This window comes from Vibrio japonicus (assembly GCF_024582835.1).
Taxonomy (GTDB): domain Bacteria; phylum Pseudomonadota; class Gammaproteobacteria; order Enterobacterales; family Vibrionaceae; genus Vibrio; species Vibrio japonicus.
Genome location: NZ_CP102096.1, coordinates 1,116,902 through 1,135,356 on the forward strand (window position 1 = coordinate 1,116,902; position 18,455 = coordinate 1,135,356).

Genomic DNA, 18,455 nt, shown 5'->3' on the forward strand with positions numbered 1-18,455 from the left:
TGACACTTATCATCGCGGAAATCGGGTTTAATAAGTTTCAGATCATTCTGATTGTTAGTGATTAACGAGCGTTAAACCACTTGGCAGAGCATCCCCGAATACACGTTTAGATTCGCTTTCAGATAGCTCTTTGATCTCTTCAACCAGTGAAACCCAAGATTCCGGCACTTTGCTTTGTTTCAACTTAGCGAGTACTTGTTCTCTGAAATCATCTGAAATATCAAACAGTCGGTCACCCGTTTTTCGACAAATCATAACCGCAGCAAACGCAATCATAGGCTCTTTTTGCCAGTTCTGTTCTAGCAGTTTTGGCAACCATTGTTCGGCCTGCTCACGAGAAACCACGTTGTGCTGACTACCGTAGAGTGGCGTGCGCGAGGCTAAACGACCCATGGCCCACCAATGCGCCTGTTCAAACTGATTATGATTGAGTGCTTTGCTTAAGAACCAACTCGCCAGCAGAACTTTATCTTCGACTTCAAGATGCTCTAAGGACGCTGACAAGCGGACCATAGATTCGTAGCCCATCTCTTGCGCAGCTTTTGCCGATTGTGGATTTTTCATCGCGCCAGGATGTAGGTATTTTGCAATGTCTGCCAAAATGGTTTCTTGCTGTTCTTGGCTGAGTCCACCCGCGATACGACGCCAGAATACCCACCAGTCAGTCCAACCTTGGTGATTTTTAAACTGAATACCTTGCTGGTAGAGCCCCCAAACTTGTTCTATTCGCCAAGAGTCTGTTGGGTCGCCAAATCCAGGACGAAGAGAGAAGCCTGCTAAACGTAACCAGTTCTTTTCATGTTGCTCAGAGCGGCGACGACGCTTGCGTCCTTGAGCGAATGCATCGAATAATTGTCGTAAAGTAGAAAAATCCCACTCATCTCGCTTACCGAGCTTCTTCTCTAAATCTTTGGCGAGCGTTTTGATCTCTTTCGTATCTGCGCTTTTTTTGTTGCCGCTGTAGATTCGAGTGATCAGTTCTTTGCAATCAGTGAGGCGAGGGTGAAGCTGCTCTTGTTCGGCGTCATCCGCTTTTTGGTTACGCACTTCGAACTCTAATGCCCAGCGTTTGGTGTCATCTTCGACGCTGACGCACTCCATTTTGAGTGTGCCGACTTCGGTCAATTGGCAAGCTAACTGCACTTCAACGCGTTCTTTTTGGTTGGCTTGTAGTTCAATGCCTTCACCTTCGAGCGTTGAAATATACGGTGGTAGTGGTGCAAAGATGTCGGGGTCCACATCGACCATGACGCCATTCTGAATCGCTGTATTCTGGGTAAGAGTATCGTGCGTTGACGTCAACAGATTAAAGCGAACGGGTTCACCCAAAGTGAGTGAAAAACGACGGCCGCTCAAGCGAATTTCGTGGCCTTCTTCTGTGCCTTTGGCTAGCAAACACAGGGCTTTGCCCATTTTGTTTTTTTCTTGTAAATGCAAGAAAAAAGAACGCGCTGCACCACCACCAATTTTAAGCTGAGCACCACGGCGAGCTTTGCCGAATGCTACCGCGCCCAGTGCGACGGACCAATCAGGGTGAGGGTTGTCTAGTACAGTGATAGGAGCACCACGCCAGTTGCCCAGTAAACTGGTGATGCGTTCGGTGACGAGGTCACTATTAAACACACCGCCGTTCAGTAGCAGGCCGACAGGAATCGCGGGTTTGGAGGTGTCTTCTTGATTCAGTGCCGAATAAGAGACTTGTTGATGTACATTGAGGAATTCTGCGACATGTTTACTGACGGCAGGATCGGCGACGTACGGCAAACCAAACTCGACCACGGCACTTCGGCGTTTATCTGGTATATCACTGAAATCTGATAGTGGGAAGAAGCCATCCAGAGCAATCTGGTGAACCTCTTCCTTCGTCAAACCGATGCTTTTCGTGCCACCCAATAACTTGGAGCCACTGCCTAACATAGTGATTTTCACTTCTTGCGGGGCATTCGAAGAGAGTAGGTTTTCTTTTGCCTTACGGGTTTGTTGAATCAGTTTGGTTAAGGCTGCCGCGTTGAGCTTTTTGGTGTTCTGAGAAAAACGACTTTCTGCCAAATGTGCGAGAGCCAAATCCAGATTGTCACCACCAAGCATCAAGTGTTCACCGACACCAATACGATCCAGTGCGAGTTCATTGTCGTCTAATTTGGCTTCAATCAAGCTTAAATCAGTGGTACCGCCACCCACGTCACACACAAGGATCAGTGGTACATCTTGCAGTTCTTCTGAGGCCGTTTGCTGGTGCCTTGCATACCAGTCGTAGCAGACGGCTTGTGGCTCTTCAAGCAGTACAATTTTGTTCAGACCCGCTAGCTCCGCTGCTTCAAGGGTTAGCTTACGAGCGGTTTCATCAAACGAGGCCGGAACCGTAACCACCACGTCTTGATCTTCTAACTTGTTACTTGGATTACGATAATTCCACGCTTGTCGGATGTGGTTGAGATAACTTGCGCTTGCTACAACAGGCGACACTTTGTCGACATCTGAAGCTGCTGCCCAAGGGAGAATATCGGAATTGCGGTCTACAGCTTGATGAGATAGCCAACTTTTTGCGCTGGATACTTGGCGGCCTTCTACTTTTGCGCCTAGCTCGCGCGCCCATTCGCCCACGATAACATGGCGAATATCACCCGACACGGGTTCATGTTCCCACGGCAAGATCAAATCAGACGGAGAGATTTGTCCTGTCGCAGGGTGATAGCGGAAAGAGGGGAGGAGGGGTTTACGAACCACTTCACCCGGACCGATAAGCTGGTCAATTTCAAATAGGGAAACTGCGGATTGTTGTAGGTTGTCGGTGATTTCGCAGTACGCAACAACCGTGTTGGTTGTTCCTAAGTCGATACCGACGAGAAAACGAGGGGATGCCATGACAAAACCTTATCAAAAAACGGCACCCCATGAGGATGCCGTCTGTTTTACTTATTCTTATTCGTTTGAGTCGTTTTTGCTGTCTTCACGCACATCAAACTCAACGTGCCATTTCTGACCGTTATCGGCTGCAATTGCTTCTAGGTAAAGCGTGCCTAACTCTGTCACTCGTGCTGCCAACGTCACCGGAACGACTTCGCCTTCGCTGCGACCTTCAGAAACCGGCAGTGTTACCTGAATCTCAGGCAGCTCTTCCAGCTCATCTTGACCCCAATGATCTAGGTGTGTACCTGCTGCGTCTTCACGACGAACGGTAGAACCAAAGAACTGGAAGTTGACTGGCTGACCAATGATCAAACCAAATTCCTGACTTGGGACTTCAACGCTCGAACCTTCTTCCATACCAAAAGGAGCAACGCAAAGCGCTTCCATTGGAGGAGCCATACCAGGTATAGCAGGCATCGCACTTTCGATACCAACGTAGTAGCTTGATGCGATACCGCCACGAATACGAACACCTTGGCCACGTCTTACCGAACCGTAGTACGAAGCACCGCTTGCTACGGCGAGATCTAGGTCAACACCTGTCAGGCGATTCGCCATTTCGCAGTCTGCGTCGATTAGCCATTCATTGATGGTTTCTTCTAGGCGATTTGCCAGAAGATCAGATTTAAGAACACCGCCGTTAAACAAGATTGCTGTTGGTTTGATAAAGTCCGCCGAAGGTGCTGAATCACCACCTGGCATTCCTGGCATGTTCGCAAACGGGTCAAACTCTTGTGCAGGTGCAGCCTCGCCACCTTTCGCGTTTGCTTGCTTAGATAAGAAAGCCGCAATATGACGAGTAATGCCTGCGTCTTGTGCGTAAGGCAGACCCATTTGAGTCAAGGCACCGCGACTGCGTGTAACAGGATGTTCAGTCACCGCGACTTGAGGGAAGAAGCCGTCCACAAGCGTTTGCTGAACTTCTTCTTGCGTCAACTCAGTTTTCAGTGTCGCGCCTAGTAGTTTAGAACCGCGGCTTGGCACAACGATTGGTACAGACTGAAGTTCGCTGTCGTTTAATAGGCTTTCTTTTGCGTCTCGGCATGCGTGCGTCATCGCCTGAACTTGCCAAGGCGCGAGTTCTTTACCTTCTTGAGCCAGCTTCATTTTCAAACGGTACGCTAGCGCCAAATCCATGTTGTCGCCACCCAGTAGAATATGTTCACCTACTGCGATACGGTTTAGGGTCAAGTTGCCTTCATCTTCAGTCACTTCAACCAAAGAAAGGTCAGTGGTACCACCACCGATATCCACAACCAGTACAATGTCACCGACGGCAACTTCGTCGCGCCACTTGTCATTGCTGTTGTCAATCCAGTTGTATAAAGCCGCTTGTGGCTCTTCGAGAAGCGTCAGATGCACAAAGCCCACGTTACGTGCTGCTTCTGCGGTCAAATCACGTGCTGCCGGATCAAAAGAGGCTGGGACAGTAATCGTTACGTCCTGCTCAGAAAGAGCATGGTTAGGATGCGTGTGGTTCCATGCATCTTTCAAGTGTTCAAGGTAAAGTTCAGTCGCACGAAGCGGTGATACTTTTTCTACTTCTTCTGGGCTGCCCGCTGGCAAAAATGCATCACGACGGTTAACTCCACCGTGGCAAAGCCAAGATTTTGCACTGGCGATTAGGCGAATTGGTGTTTTTGAGCCTAAGTTACGTGCTATAGCACCCACTAGTGCTCGTGGCTCTGATGACCAAGGTAGAACGCGAGAAGATGGATCCATCTCATGCTCGTGTGGTTGATATAAAAATGAGCCAAGCTGGCTGCGTGTTTCCACTGTGCCGGGCGCAGTAAGCTGAGGAATTGGCATCACTTCAACACGTGCATCTTCGTTTGATGTGTCCACATAAGACAGCACGCAGTGAGTGGTCCCTAAGTCGATACCAACGCTAAACTTAGGCGCTTGAATTTCAGATTGTACTTGTTCCATTACAGCTCTACCTCTGCTGGAGCGATCACAGATGCGTCGTAGTTTTCCGCAAGCTTAGGCAGGTTCATTGAGCTTGCTTTCCAGCCTTTGTGTACAAGTGTGCCGTTGAACGGTGCGCGACCTGTCACATTACCAGTCAGTCGAACTTCTTGAGGGTTAAAGCCTTCTTCGATGGTGATACGCGTTTCTTCATCTTCATTGCGGATGTGCTCTAGCGTTACGTAGTCTTTAAGAACTTTCTGACCACCAGTATGGATAACGCGAGCAGCAGCGCCGACTTCTTCATCAGAGAACGAAGTGAGATCTTCTTGTAGGAAATCAATTAAGCGAGCTTCTTGCTGCATGATAGAAAGCAGCTGCATTGCTGAATCGGTAGAAGCGGTAGCCAGTTTAGATTCTACTTCAACCACTTTCTCAACAACTTTTTCAACTTCGACAACTTTTTCTACTTCAACGATCTTTTCAACAGGCTTTTCAACTTCGACGATTTTCTCGACAGGCTTTTCTACCACTTTCTCAATCACTTTGGATTTACGAGAAACTGCAATCAGCAGTAATAGAACGCTAGAAGCCGCTAAGCCAGCATGTAGCATATCGAACGTTTGAGGGATCATTTGTAAATCGAACGTCATGACATTTCTCTTATAGTTACAGTTCAAGTAGAGATTTGTTGAATCTCTGACATTGCTATCACTTGAACATGGAGTCAAATTACTATGATAAATTGGGGCGAATAGTAACACATTCAATGGTTCACGCCGCTAGAAATCGTACTTAATCCGTTGAACGAAAGTTTGTATGGCGGGTTTTTACACACTTGTAGTACGTAAAGTGCGCGTTATTGCGAAGTTTGTACGGTTTAGTTCAAGGAATACACGCAAACACTTATGTTATTGATAGTATGCAGATAAGATTATCAAATAGCGATTAACAAGGACTGTAGTATCACGTATGCAATTATCCGCTCCAAAGAAGTTTGTTTACCCTCTGATGGCGTTTCTTTCTATCGCGTTGGTGATGGTTGTTTTACTTTATTTTGCCTATCAATCGCAACTCAAGTACACCGTTGATTTGTTTGATAACCATGCAGAGCAAAGGGTAAGAAACCTGCAACAGATTCTAAAAAGTGACCTTCATACGATAGGTGCAGGGGCGAATTATTTCCATTCAACCGAGCCTGAAAATTGGGAAACCTTTCCGATATTTGCCAAAAAACTCCTCTCTTCATCGGACACGCTAATCGGCCTGCAATGGATGCAGAAAGTTGAAAAAGAGAACCTGAGTGAATACATTGCCACGGTAAAGCAAACCTTCCCTAGCTTTACCCTTTACACCGTTCCTAAAGATGGCCCTAAAACCTTGGGCTACATTATGCCGAATAACGAGCCAATTTATGTCGCGTCTGACATTTACCCAAGAACCGATAGCAACATGGAACTGCTTGGTTTTTATTCGTCGCGTTTGCGCTTTCAACTTGTTGTAGATGGTATCCGTGCGACGGGTCAGCCTAGCATTTCTGACAAAGTACGTTTGTTGCAAGATGGATTGGACCAATCACTAGAGAAGACGGGGCTTTTGGTTTATCACCCAGTGTTCGACATAAAATCGGATCAAGATCTTATTGGTGTGATGGTGGGTGTGATTCGAACAACGCGTTATTTCGACACCCTTGTTACTCGTACCTCTGCCGACCAAGAGCTGCTTATCAAAGTGACCGACATGGGCTTTGATGCGGAAGATGACCCTATTTTATATGAGAGTGAAAAATGGCAAGAGACAGGCGGCATGTTGCTCAGCAAAACCGTCACTTTGCCAAATCGAGAGTGGATCGTCGAGTTTAAGTTAATTGAAAGGCTAACAAACAATGATCGTATGGTGCTTAAGAGTGTCGCTATCGGTGGTCTAGCCGTCGCTTGTTTGATGGCTTACGTTGTCTTCCTTCAAGTCCGTGAGAAAGAGCGCCTTTCTGTATTACTGGATGAACGTACGCAAGAGCTGCAATTTTTAGTAAATCATGACTCGCTGACGGGATTGTTTAATCGACGGGCCTTTAGTGAACAATTGAACCGCAATATTTCGGAAGGGCAAACATTTGGCTTAGCCGCATTTGACGTCGATAACTTTAAGCACATTAATGATAACTTTGGTCATGTGGTCGGGGACGAAATGCTAATTCATGTGGCTCGAGTGGTAGAAAGTTACCTCAAGCCTGACGACATGTTTGTCCGTACTGGCGGTGATGAGTTTTCAATTATATCGAAAGTTTCAGATAAAAAAGCGTTCTATGATTACCTACTGAGCATTATTGAAGCGGTAGAGTTGTCACCGCTTCAAAGTGGTGAGCATACTGTTCGCTGTACGCTGAGTATGGGGGGAATCATTCGCACCACTGAAAACGAAGAAGATGCGCTGCAAAAAGCTGATGTCCAACTGTACCTAAGCAAAAATGCAGGGCGTAACAAGGTCACAGTTGCGGATTAACTAAGCAGTTAGCCGAGCAAAATTCGAATTGTAGGGTGTTCTCATGTAGAATTCCGCTCTTTCGAAGAATTCAATTAAAGGCGAGTGATGAACCATAACCGTATAGTTTGTTTTGATCTGGAAATGTGTTGCTGGAATGAAAACGGTGTAGGTACAACTGGTGAAATCATTGAAGTAGGCTTGGCTGAGATCGACTTAGTAAAAGGCGAGATTGTTAAGCGTGCTCAGTATTACGTGAAGCCTGAAAAAGACGAAGTCTCGCTTTTCTGTTCTCAATTAACGGGTATCACACCGCGAAAGATAGAAAAGCAAGGTCGACCATTACAAGAAGTATTAAAGTCGATGATCAAGAACTTTGGTGGTGCAAACAAGATCTATGCATCTTGGGGACGTGACGATTTAGTCTTGTCACAAGAATGCAAAGACAAAGGCATCGAAATGCCGTTTAAAGAGTTCATCAACTTAGCCACTTTATATCGCGTGCAAAATCGCCTTAAAGACAAACGAATTGGGCATCGAGCGGCTCAAGAAAGCCAAAATATAGAATGGGAAGGTCGACAGCACTCAGGGTATGTCGATGCGTACAATTTGGCCAAGTTGGCCCTCGCCATGCTTTAGTCTTTTGTCTATAGCTATAGCTCTCAAGATATACTGGGCTTGCTCCCACATAGTCGTCACCTTCATCGATACCACTGCTGATTCATAGTAGTCTCCAAGTTGTCTGGTTTTTCTCATGGGGCAGGGAATCCTATCTTTGCCCCATGAGTGGTTGCTGTTTCGTCAAACTGTTTGGCGAATGTGTTTCAGTGAATTTACTGGGTCTTATTTTTCTTCGGCGTACGTCTTGCCCACGCCAAACCGATAAAGCCAAGTAGTGATAACCATCCAATGCTGCCGCCGCCACTGCCACCACCTGAATGGGAAGGTGCAGGGTCATTAAACATTGGCTGGCCTTTGTCGGCACGACGTGATTCCGTTGGGGCTGACTCACGTTGTTGGCGTGCTTGTTGTTCCTTTTCTACTCGTTGTTGATTACGACGCTCAATCCCCAGCTCTTCAAATACTTGTTCTTCAACCACAAGCAATGAGGTGTAATCGGTGAGCAAACCGTACTCTAAGGCGATGTCTTCGATGGCTTGTTGTGAGTCTGAATCTTTATGTTCAAAGTAATTCATGGTCTCTTCAAGGTCGCGAATCGCGGAGAATGCCCAAATACGTTCCAGTTCTGGGTGCTCTGTGGCTTTTTCAGGTAACGTGACTTCTGTCGTGTACTGTTTCTCATGTCCAGCGATTTTCATCGATAGCGTTAACTTCGCTTGGCCCGGTTTGAAGTAATGGCCGAGTACGGTCAGTTGTTCACCACGGTATAAAGAGCGAATATCTTGAGGCGTTAAATCGGTAATCTTTGCTCCGTTCACCTTGAGCTCAATATCTCGGTAAGCATGATGATTAAGCTTGCTGGTGGCGTTCATCAAATGACCCATGATGTCGTCGGAGTTTGAAACGCTGGCAGCAAAACCGTCACTGATCTTAGTCATAGGTTCAAGCAGTGGGCGATTGGCGCTGTTACCCATGATGAAGGTAAAGAGACGCACATCGGCTTGTTCGACTAACTTCAAGAAGGCACTTTTCTCTGTTGTACCCACATTGGCAACGCCATCGGTGACCAAAACCACACCGGTAACTCGGTCGTCGTCTAAGTTTCTTAGTCCTTTCTTCAGGCCCGCATATAGGTTGGTTCCTCCACCGACACCGAGTGTGTTCATTTTTTCAATAGCTTGGTTAACTCGCTCAGGAGTGACCGCTTGATAGCCGTTGGTAACGTCAACCACGCTGTCATCAAACATAATGATTTGGAACCTGTCTTGCGTTGGCAGTTTATGTAGGGCTTTTTTTACGCCTTCGGCCAACGTTGCGTACTTGCCTTGCATTGAGCCAGAACGGTCTAGGATAAATACCCAGTCTCTTGGTTGCGTGATGGCACTGAGATCATCGCCTGGAGTGAAGGTGATTTTAACGGTACCTCGGTCACTTTCTTGAGGATCGCGGTAAGCCAGCATGTCTACTCGACCTGGTACGCCCTCAGCAAGTCGCCAGTAAGCTACGATGTCTTGATTTAAGTTGAAAGCCGGTGCGTTGCTTACGTTAGAGGGTTGCGCGATAGCACTTTTATCGCTTTCTTCAATTCCCGCGTTACCGTCAACGTTTGTGCTGAGATTGCCAAGTTGCGCACTCCAAATGGTATGTTCACCATCAGGGCTATGAGACAGCAGGGCCTTAGGGTGAGCAGGTAGTCGCACGCCATCCACTGGGTAGCCAGACTTTAAGGTCATGGTGAAACTGAAATCTTGTTCAACGCGGTCATTGCGAGTCCAAAACGAGTCTGCCGCTGCATCGGTGCCGCCTTCTTCCATTGGGTAAACATAACGTCCGACACCGTGATCAAGGATCGCGTCTTGCAAGTAGACCAGTCGAACCTTGACACTTTGATTTGGCAATACTGGGAAAACACGCATAGAGAATGCTTTATAGCCGTCTTTCTCAGTGAGTGCAGTAGAGCGACCTTGAGCCTTCTGATCGTCATAAATTTGGCGGGCTTGCTGTTTTTTTACCGCTTCGGCAATGACAGGTTGGCCATTAATCCAATAAATGAACTCGCCAACGACAGCCTGCTCAGGAACAGGGAAGGTGTATAGCGCTTCCAGCTCATGATCGTTAGGGTTTGCGAAGGTTTGTTCAATGGTCGTGGTCGCTATGCCGTCTTGAATGACAACATCGACGTGGTGAGTCTTAATAGTCAGTGATTGATATTTAGCATCGCTTGGCTTGAGTAAGCCCGCTGCAAAAAGGTTAGGGCTGATCAGAACGGCAAATATGATCAGGATAAAGCTGCATGTCAGGTCGATTACACGACGCACACTGCTGTTTAATTGGCTGAGTGGGTGATGGTCCATGTTGCCTCCGTTCTTAAGTGGTTAGACCTCATTCTAGAGAGGGCTAGAATGCAACACGCGGAGTGGGAGGCGTAGGGTTATTGTCCAAGTAACATAATGAGCGACTAGAAGTGATTTCTTATGTTACTTCGAGCTGTTTGTGCTATTGATTTGGTCAAACAAGTCGAAATGCCAACGTCGCAATGCCACCACAAGGGATGTGCCGTTACGCTCATCAATACCCAGTTGTTTGTCATCATGGCAAGCGGAGTAAAACTCATCGACCAGTCTTTGTAATCTTTGTTGGAACTTTTGGTTAGTGAGTGGCGTCATTAAACCCGTTGCTAAAACTAACTTCTCATCTTGGCGATTAAAGTAACTACGGAAAAATTCGGAAAGCACGTCGTTGAGGAAAAAGGTTTGAATAGGGCCGCCAGCAATCCAGTTAAAATCTGGTGAGAGCTTCAGCTTTACGCGATTCCCAGGTTGCAACTCAATGATGCCTAAGCGATCAAGCTCTGCCAGTTTTTGAATAAGGGTGGTTTGACCGAGCGGGTACCTAGCAAGAATTTCATCAAACAAGAAACCATTCATAACGCAAACCGCCACCAGCAGCAGCGCTTTATCATCAACGATTTGCTTTTCTTGCTCGAACGTCAACCCTTGCAGTGCTTTGCTCTCTTGTGCCACTAACGCAAATAGCTCAGACATTTCCATCCCAATAAGGTCGCATATTTTGCTTAATCTCTCGAGACTGATTTGAGAGCCCGACGCCAAAAGACGCTTTACGGAGCCTTCACTTAGCTCTAAGTGGTTGGCAATGTCTAAATATTGTATATCACGCAGCTTTAACTGCTTCTTCAGTTGCTTAATGAGTTGTTGGCTTTCTGACATGATAAATCGGATTTCTATAGGCTTTTTTGCAGTTTATATGAAATCGATTTACAAGTTGAGATCTAGTGGGGAGTTTCACCCCTGAATCATGCTGTTGTGATGGGGTGCAAGACTTGGGTATTTGCAAACCGCATAGGCGCGTTGGAAGAGGAGGCTATAAAAAGGGCAACTCGAAAGCTCCCTTTTGACTTTTCTGGTGTGGTATTTCGGCTCGTAAAACCCGTCTACTAAGGTTTTGTTTTGTCGATGACAGCCAGTTTAGCCTGAATAAATGCTTGGTGGTCGACATACAAAAGCTCTGCAGTTTTACGAATGACCGCGTCCTCAAGTGGATCAATTTTTCCATCGGCATTGGCGACTTCCCACATAGCTTGTATTAACTCAAACCGTGTTTCTTGACTGAGTTCTCTAAGCTGAGAGGTAAAATCATAAAGGGATGCAGATTCTTTATTCTTATCTTGAGCACGTGATAACAGCGCTTTGGCAGAAGCCTCATCCAAGTTAAGTAATCTGCAAAGTAAGTGCACTTTTGCGACCTTTTCAGATTCGTCAATCTGGTAGTCAGCACCTGCTACTTCGGATAGCAAACAGGCAATGGCGAGATTTGGGTCAGTGGTCGACTGGTTTCCTAAATCTTTCCCTTCCAATAGCTGTTTAAATAATTTTGTGATGGCAGTAACCATGTCGTCCCCCTGAAAAACGTCTCACATTAATAGATAGTGATTCATCGTGTGGAACACAAGTGTTTTTACACAACGCTTACGTTTTTACTGATGTCTTTTTTGTATCGGGGGAAACTCGATCTCCTGCCCGCTAGCGGTCAAAATTGAAATTCGATGTGGCTTACCTTGTGCGTCTAGCTTCAGCTCTCCAATCGCGCTGCTATTCACTAAGCGACGAGAGCCTGGCATATCAGGGTCGCGCTTTTGGATTTTCATCCGCTTACGTTTGGTGAAAAAGTTCAAAATCGAACGCGGAGAGTAGAGTAATCGGTCTGCGTGGTCACAGAACCCCAAAAGTGGCTCCGGAAAATTATTCTTTAAGCCGCTACAGGTAATCTGGAAAATGTTCGGGCTGCATTTTCGAAATCTCAGTTTGATGTCATAAGCAAACGAGTAGTGTACATCGCCTGACAGAATCACGAAATTGGTGGGCGTTTTGGTGTGCGTAAAAATACTCAACAGAGTATTGGCGCTGCCAGGGTGAGCCATCCAGTTTTCCGCATCGACAACTAAAGGATGGCCAAGGTTCGTCATTATACGTTGCAAAGCCTCAATGAATTTGACGCCAAATATTGGCGCGGCAGAAACAATAATGACTTTGTCTTGGTGCATCAATTCTTGGTGGAATTCGATGAGTGCTTCCCAGTCCATCAAACCAGAAGGCTTATTCATGCGAGACTCAGAACGCCAGCGCCTCGTGCGAGTATCCAGCACCACCACCTTGGGCGATGTGTGGATGGTGTAGTGCCATCTCTCAAATGAATAGAGATGTTGGATAAACGCGTCTTGAGATTCGCAACAGTTCTCAGTGAAGTAGTTGTTTGCTAACTCCAAGAACTCTTGATTGAAATTGTTTGGCTCGTTCCCCCAGCCCTGACATATCCAGTACGCGATCAAGGCATTCCCGATGATTCGTTTCGAAAATGGATTCTCGTAGGCGGCTTTTTCCCAACCGATAGTGAGGTTCCAGTCATCGGTGACATCATGATCGTCAAAGATCATGTAAGTCGGAATGTGAGCCAGTAAACGCTGGGTATGGACTAGGCCTGCAACAAATTTGTCGAGGTGTTCTCTTTCTTCACGCCATTTTTGCTGCCATTTTGGTTCGAGTTGCGTACCGTTGGAGACAAATCCTTGGTCGAGCAATCGTGTTTGGTTAACCCGTGACCATAGGCTAGGCGACCAAACCAAAAGATACATCGCGAAAAACTCTGAGAACGTGATTAAGTGATTCTCGCAGTCTTTTGAAGTAAAGATCGGCGCGTGTCGGTGTGGGAAAAACGTCGTCAACAAACTGCCATCATCAACGTAATGAGGCAAAATCTTATCCCGTCCATACATGAAATCGGGATGAGCTCGTAACTCACTGCAGTCAGACACTGGGCTATCAACAAAATGCTCTTTTGGTAAACCCAGTAAATCAATCACTTGATCGATAGCATCCAACATGGGTCCGGCCACATGATCGGCATAGATCTGATCGCCGCTCATCATCAATAAGTCAGGTCTATCATTAATCGCCAGCGTTTGAACTTTGTTGTCTGCAGCGACTAATGCATCCAAGCAAGGGTCATGTGGGTTACGGCAAGAACCGTGGAGAATGTAGTCAGCTTTGTCAGAAATGACGATACTTAAGCGATCCTCATCGTCGTAAAGCAAATCCGGAATCAGTTGTGATACTTCACCAAACTGAGTGTTGAACTCATAGTTTAAGGCGGTATTGGTTGGAAACTCACTGTCAAACTTAGCAAGTGTGACCACGGCATGTTCACCAACTCGAATGGACTGGCACTCACCTAAATCGCCTGAGTAAAAAGCGGTGTCGTCACCGTGCTTGTATAGCTGAAAAGTCCCTTGTAGTGGTTCACGTGTCACGAACCAAAAAACAAGCTGATTGGCCGTCGCTTTTCGTAAAATAGGGCCAGCGATAAGAAAAGGAATCGTATTGGAGGTCATTAATTAGTCAATTGCTTCTTCTACTATTTCTGGGTTCTCAAGTATTTCGACGACTTCAGAGCTTGTTAGCTCATGGCCCATGAGGAAAAGTGCTAGCATAGCATCCGCTTTTGTCTTTGTATCTGACTCGTCGTCCAGAATTTGCTCTAAACGGTGTCTGATCATATCAATTTCATGCTCAACAAAACCTCTTCCTTCTTCTTCTCCCTGAATGTCCTCGGGCGCAGAATCAAATTCCAGAAACAGCAACTCCCCGTCAAGTTGAGCTTGTGTGAGTCGTTCTGGTAGCCACATTTCACCGCATACCACTTCTGGGTCTGAGTGAGCGGGGAGGGAATTAAGTAGTGTTTTGAGTTCGGATACTTTCACAGTCAATTTATTTAAGAACAGGACGCTATCTATATTAACGGCATACGGCGGTGAAACATAAGTACTAAGAGGTTCAATTGACTAATAATTGTCATTTTAAGGCAAGAAAACGCTAGTAACACTGAAGTTTTAGTGTTGCTGTTGGCGTCTGAGTGGCTCCCTCGTTAGATATCTGTGTGAATCCTTTTTAGAGAGTGACCCTATAAGCGTTTTTATTCAATCGATAACACGGCTTATGCTACAATCCGCGCAGTTTTATGAAAAGAATGAATAGGTAACGCTTTGACATCGTCACAGCCCCCAAGAACAGAATCTAAGGCGACTGAACAACAGGTTCAGGCCAATACGCCGGCATCCTTACGGAAAGCACTTCAGCAGTGCATGATGCGCGATCGATTTCGTCTCAATAAACGCATTTCCGGTGCAAGCAAAATTAAAAAAGACGCTTCTCGCAATGCGGTACTGGATGAAATCGCTCTTGATATCGCGAAATCCATGATGGAAGTGCAGCAACGCACCAACTTCCAAGCCACCATCGAATACCCAGAACTGCTACCCGTCAGTCAGAAAAGAGACGACATTGCCAAAGCGATTGAAGAAAACCAAGTGGTGATCGTCGCGGGTGAAACGGGCTCAGGTAAAACCACTCAGCTGCCGAAGATTTGTGCTGAATTAGGCCGCGGTAAGTACGGCCTGATTGGTCACACTCAGCCACGTCGTCTGGCGGCTCGTTCGGTTGCCAGCCGTATTGCGGAAGAGATGGAAACCCAACTGGGTGAGTTCGTTGGTTACAAGGTTCGATTTAACGATCAGATATCAGAAAACACCCAAATCAAATTGATGACAGACGGTATTTTGCTGGCTGAAATTCAGCATGACCGCTTCCTGAATCAATATGACACCATCATTATCGATGAAGCGCACGAGCGCAGCCTGAACATCGACTTTATCCTCGGCTACCTGAAAGAGTTACTTCCGCGTCGCCCAGATCTTAAAGTGATCATTACCTCGGCGACCATCGACCCAGAACGTTTCTCGAAACATTTTGGTAGTGCTCCGATCATTGAAGTGTCTGGTCGCACGTATCCGGTTGAAACGCGTTACCGACCGCTGAGTGGCGATGACGATAGCGACCGAGATCAGCTAGAAGGCATTTTTGAAGCCGTCGATGAGCTGTGTGATGAAGGGCTAGGCGACATCCTGATCTTCATGAACGGTGAGCGAGAAATCCGCGATACCGCCGATGCGCTTTCAAAGCGTAACCTGAAGAGCACCGAGATTGTGCCGCTGTACGCACGTTTGTCTGCGGGTGAGCAAAATAAGATTTTCCAACCACATGCTGGCCGCCGTATTGTGCTGGCAACCAACGTCGCGGAAACCTCTTTGACCGTCCCGGGCATCAAATACGTTATTGACCCAGGTACAGCGCGCATTAGCCGATACAGCTACCGCACCAAAGTTCAGCGGCTGCCAATTGAGCCCGTTTCCCAAGCGAGCGCCAACCAGCGTAAAGGTCGTTGTGGTCGTGTCGAAGAAGGTATCTGTATTCGACTCTACTCTGAGGAGGATTTTAATTCTCGTCCTGAGTTTACTGATCCGGAAATTCTGCGTACCAACCTTGCGTCAGTTATCTTGCAGATGACCGCACTGGGTCTGGGCGACATTCAGGCGTTCCCATTTGTTGAAGCGCCAGATAAACGCAACATCCAAGATGGTGTGCGTTTGCTTGAAGAGCTAGGCGCGATTAACGCCGAAGCGAAAGATGGCGGTTCTCAAGGTGGTAAGAAGCGCTTAACCAATATTGGTCGCCAACTTGCACGTCTACCTATCGACCCGCGTTTAGCACGTATGGTGCTGGAAGCACCGAAATACGGCGCATTGAAAGAATTGATGGTGATTGCCTCTGCGCTGTCTATTCAAGACCCGCGTGAACGCCCAAGTGATAAACAGCAATCTTCTGATGACAAACACCGCCGTTTCTTCCACGAAGAGTCGGATTTCCTCACGTTTGTGAACCTGTGGGATTACATTCAGAAGCAGCAAAAAGCCCTCACTGGCAACCAGTTCCGCAAGCAGTGTAAGCAAGAGTACCTGAACTACCTGCGTATCCGTGAATGGCAAGATGTGTACTTCCAACTGCACCAGTCAATGCGCGAGATGGAATTCAAACTGAATGACGAGCCAGCCAGCTACCAAGGCGTGCACAGTGCCATCTTGGTTGGTTTGCTGTCTCACATCGGTATGAAAGATCAGGAAAAGAACGAGTACCAAGGTGCGCGTAACGCGCGTTTCCATATCTTCCCGGCATCTGGGCTATTCAAAAAACAGCCGAAGTGGATCATGTCAGCGGAGCTGGTGGAAACCTCAAAATTGTGGGGTCGCATCATCGCTAAGATTCAGCCAGAGTGGATTGAACCGTTAGCGAAACACCTGATCAAACGCAGCTACAGTGAGCCGCATTGGTCGAAGAAACGCGCCGCGGTGATGGCGTACGAAAAAGTGATGTTGTACGGAGTACCAATCGTGCCTAAGCGTTTGGTCAACTACGGCAACATCGACAGTGCAATAAGCCGTGAGATCTTCATTCGCAGTGCATTGGTTGAAGGTGAGTGGGAAACCAAACACGCGTTCTTCAAACAAAACCGCAAATTGCTGCAAGAAGTGGAAGAGCTGGAACACAAGTCTCGCCGCCGCGATATCTTAGTCGATGATGACGAGCTGTTTGACTTCTATGACCAACGCGTCAGTACTGAAGTCGTCTCTGGTCGACATTTTGACACTTGGTGGAAGAGCGCATCGAAGCAAAATAGTGAACTGCTCAACTTTGAAAAAGAGATGTTATTCAAAGGAGATGCCAGCCATATCACTGATTTGGATTATCCAAACTTCTGGCATCAGAACGGTCTTAAACTCAAACTGAGTTACCAGTTTGAGCCGGGTGAAGACAGTGACGGTGTTACGGTGCATTTGCCGTTGCCAGTGCTCAACCAAGTGGAGCCAGCTGGTTTTGATTGGCAAATCCCAGGTCTGCGCCACGAATTGGTGGTGAGCTTAATTAAATCGCTACCAAAAACAGTGCGTAAAAACTTTGTACCTGCGCCTAACTACGCCGATGCATTTCTAGCGCGAGTGACGCCAATGGAAGCGCCGCTTTTGGATGCTTTGGAAAAAGAACTGCGCCGCATGACTGGGGTAGAAGTACTGCGTGAAGATTGGAATCTTGACCAAATACCAGATCACTTAAAAGTCACATTCCGCGCGGTTGACCACAGAAATCGCAAGCTGAAAGAAAACCGTAATCTGCATGAGCTAAAAGAGAGCTTAAAAGATAAGGTTCAGGAAACTTTGTCCAAAGTTGCGGATGACGACATCGAGCAGCAAGGTTTGCACACGTGGAGTTTTGGCGAGTTGCCAAAAGTGTATCAGCAAAAACGTGGCGGGTATGACGTAAAAGCTTACCCAGCGATTGTTGATACCAAAGACAGCGTGGAAATTAAGCTATACGAAACTGAGCAAGAGCAGATCCAGGCGATGCAAGCTGGTCAGCGCCGTTTGATCTTGTTGAATGTACCGTCGCCGATCAAATACCTGCATTCGAACTTGCCGAACAAATCTAAGCTCGGTTTGTACTTCAACCCATACGGCAAGGTGCTGGATCTGATTGATGACTGCATTGCGTGTGGTGTCGATAAGTTGATTGAAGAGCAGGGCGGTTTGGTGTGGGAACCAGAAAAGTTCGATGCGTTGAAAGAGCATGTGAGAGCCGAGCTGGGTGACACCGTGGTCGATATTGCAAAGCAGGTGGAAACCATCTTAACCACTGCGTTTAACATCAACAAAAAGCTAAAAGGTAAGATCGATTTCACGATGGCGTTTGCGCTGTCGGACATCAAAGCGCAGATCGAAGGATTGATTTTCAAAGGCTTTGCTACCGAATGTGGTTGGAAGCGTTTGCCGGATATTCTGCGTTACATGAAGGCGATTGAACGCCGCATGGAAAAATTGCCGATTGATCCAAACAAAGACCGTCTGCACATGTTGAAGATTGAGTCAGTGGCTAATGACTACAAAGAACTGCTCAATAAGATACCTAAGGGGGTGGCAGTGCCGGAAAATGTCAAAGAAATCCGCTGGATGTTGGAAGAACTTCGTGTAAGCTATTTTGCACAGCAGTTAGGGACACCATATCCGGTATCAGACAAGCGAGTGAAGAACGCAATTGATGCTTGCTAGGCATGAATATTGCTTGGTTTACGGTATT

11 protein-coding genes are annotated in these 18,455 nt (G+C 46.9%); 3 read left to right on the forward strand and 8 right to left on the reverse strand.

Going from position 1 to position 18,455, the window contains the following annotated elements; translation table 11 throughout:
* Window positions 1–54 precede the first annotated feature (54 nt).
* From NP165_RS05380 to NP165_RS05390, 3 genes are read right to left on the reverse strand one after another with little or no spacing between them, the layout of a single operon-like run.
* On the reverse strand, window positions 55–2,865 hold the full coding sequence (locus NP165_RS05380; protein WP_257085287.1) for an Hsp70 family protein: 2,811 nt from the start codon (window positions 2,863–2,865) through the stop codon (window positions 55–57).
* Window positions 2,866–2,922: 57 nt separating this feature from the next.
* Window positions 2,923–4,839 carry an Hsp70 family protein gene (locus NP165_RS05385; RefSeq protein ID WP_257085288.1) on the reverse strand — a complete coding sequence of 639 codons (1,917 nt, stop codon included), beginning with the start codon at window positions 4,837–4,839 and terminating at the stop codon, window positions 2,923–2,925.
* A complete protein-coding gene (locus NP165_RS05390) occupies window positions 4,839–5,471 on the reverse strand; it encodes a DUF2760 domain-containing protein (protein ID WP_257085289.1) in 633 nt (210 codons plus the stop codon). Before NP165_RS05390 ends, NP165_RS05385 begins: the two co-directional genes overlap by 1 nt.
* A 319-nt stretch (window positions 5,472–5,790) precedes the next feature.
* Between NP165_RS05390 and NP165_RS05395 the strand changes: the two genes are divergently transcribed.
* Both NP165_RS05395 and NP165_RS05400 read left to right on the forward strand, forming a co-directional pair.
* The gene (locus tag NP165_RS05395) at window positions 5,791–7,320 is read left to right on the forward strand and encodes a sensor domain-containing diguanylate cyclase (protein WP_257085290.1); all 1,530 of its coding nucleotides are present in this window, start codon (window positions 5,791–5,793) and stop codon (window positions 7,318–7,320) included.
* 87 nt (window positions 7,321–7,407) lie between these two features.
* On the forward strand, window positions 7,408–7,938 hold the full coding sequence (locus tag NP165_RS05400) for a 3'-5' exonuclease (protein ID WP_257085291.1): 531 nt from the start codon (window positions 7,408–7,410) through the stop codon (window positions 7,936–7,938).
* Window positions 7,939–8,132: 194 nt separating this feature from the next.
* On the opposite strand, the gene NP165_RS05405 is transcribed toward NP165_RS05400, so the two are convergent.
* The 5 genes from NP165_RS05405 to NP165_RS05425 all read right to left on the reverse strand — a co-directional run bounded on the left by NP165_RS05405 (window position 8,133) and on the right by NP165_RS05425 (window position 14,194).
* Entirely contained in the window at window positions 8,133–10,274 is a 2,142-nt protein-coding gene (locus NP165_RS05405) for a VIT and vWA domain-containing protein (protein WP_257085292.1), read from the reverse strand.
* A gap of 123 nt (window positions 10,275–10,397) precedes the next feature.
* Window positions 10,398–11,147 (reverse strand): helix-turn-helix domain-containing protein, encoded by a 750-nt coding sequence (locus NP165_RS05410; protein WP_257085293.1) that lies wholly within the window; start codon window positions 11,145–11,147, stop codon window positions 10,398–10,400.
* Between the two features lie 227 nt (window positions 11,148–11,374).
* Entirely contained in the window at window positions 11,375–11,830 is a 456-nt protein-coding gene (locus tag NP165_RS05415) for a tellurite resistance TerB family protein (protein ID WP_257085294.1), read from the reverse strand.
* A gap of 84 nt (window positions 11,831–11,914) precedes the next feature.
* Entirely contained in the window at window positions 11,915–13,825 is a 1,911-nt protein-coding gene (locus NP165_RS05420; RefSeq protein WP_257085295.1) for an alkaline phosphatase D family protein, read from the reverse strand.
* A gap of 3 nt (window positions 13,826–13,828) precedes the next feature.
* Window positions 13,829–14,194 (reverse strand): VC1380 family protein, encoded by a 366-nt coding sequence (locus tag NP165_RS05425; protein WP_257085296.1) that lies wholly within the window; start codon window positions 14,192–14,194, stop codon window positions 13,829–13,831.
* Window positions 14,195–14,476: 282 nt separating this feature from the next.
* Here NP165_RS05425 and hrpA point away from each other — a divergent pair, with 282 nt between their 5' ends.
* Window positions 14,477–18,427, forward strand: coding sequence for an ATP-dependent RNA helicase HrpA (gene hrpA / locus NP165_RS05430; protein WP_257085297.1), 3,951 nt, complete (start codon window positions 14,477–14,479; stop codon window positions 18,425–18,427).
* Window positions 18,428–18,455: the final 28 nt, after the last annotated feature.

Excerpts from the sequence above, each read along its gene's own strand:
- NP165_RS05420 (WP_257085295.1), bottom strand. The coding sequence starts at position 13,825 with ATGACCTCCAATACGATTCCTTTTCTTATCGCTGGCCCTATTTTACGA.
- NP165_RS05380 (WP_257085287.1), bottom strand. The coding sequence starts at position 2,865 with ATGGCATCCCCTCGTTTTCTCGTCGGTATCGACTTAGGAACAACCAAC.
- NP165_RS05385 (WP_257085288.1), bottom strand. The coding sequence starts at position 4,839 with ATGGAACAAGTACAATCTGAAATTCAAGCGCCTAAGTTTAGCGTTGGT.
- NP165_RS05410 (WP_257085293.1), bottom strand. The coding sequence starts at position 11,147 with ATGTCAGAAAGCCAACAACTCATTAAGCAACTGAAGAAGCAGTTAAAG.
- NP165_RS05415 (WP_257085294.1), bottom strand. The coding sequence starts at position 11,830 with ATGGTTACTGCCATCACAAAATTATTTAAACAGCTATTGGAAGGGAAA.
- NP165_RS05400 (WP_257085291.1), top strand. The coding sequence starts at position 7,408 with ATGAACCATAACCGTATAGTTTGTTTTGATCTGGAAATGTGTTGCTGG.
- NP165_RS05390 (WP_257085289.1), bottom strand. The coding sequence starts at position 5,471 with ATGACGTTCGATTTACAAATGATCCCTCAAACGTTCGATATGCTACAT.
- NP165_RS05395 (WP_257085290.1), top strand. The coding sequence starts at position 5,791 with ATGCAATTATCCGCTCCAAAGAAGTTTGTTTACCCTCTGATGGCGTTT.
- NP165_RS05405 (WP_257085292.1), bottom strand. The coding sequence starts at position 10,274 with ATGGACCATCACCCACTCAGCCAATTAAACAGCAGTGTGCGTCGTGTA.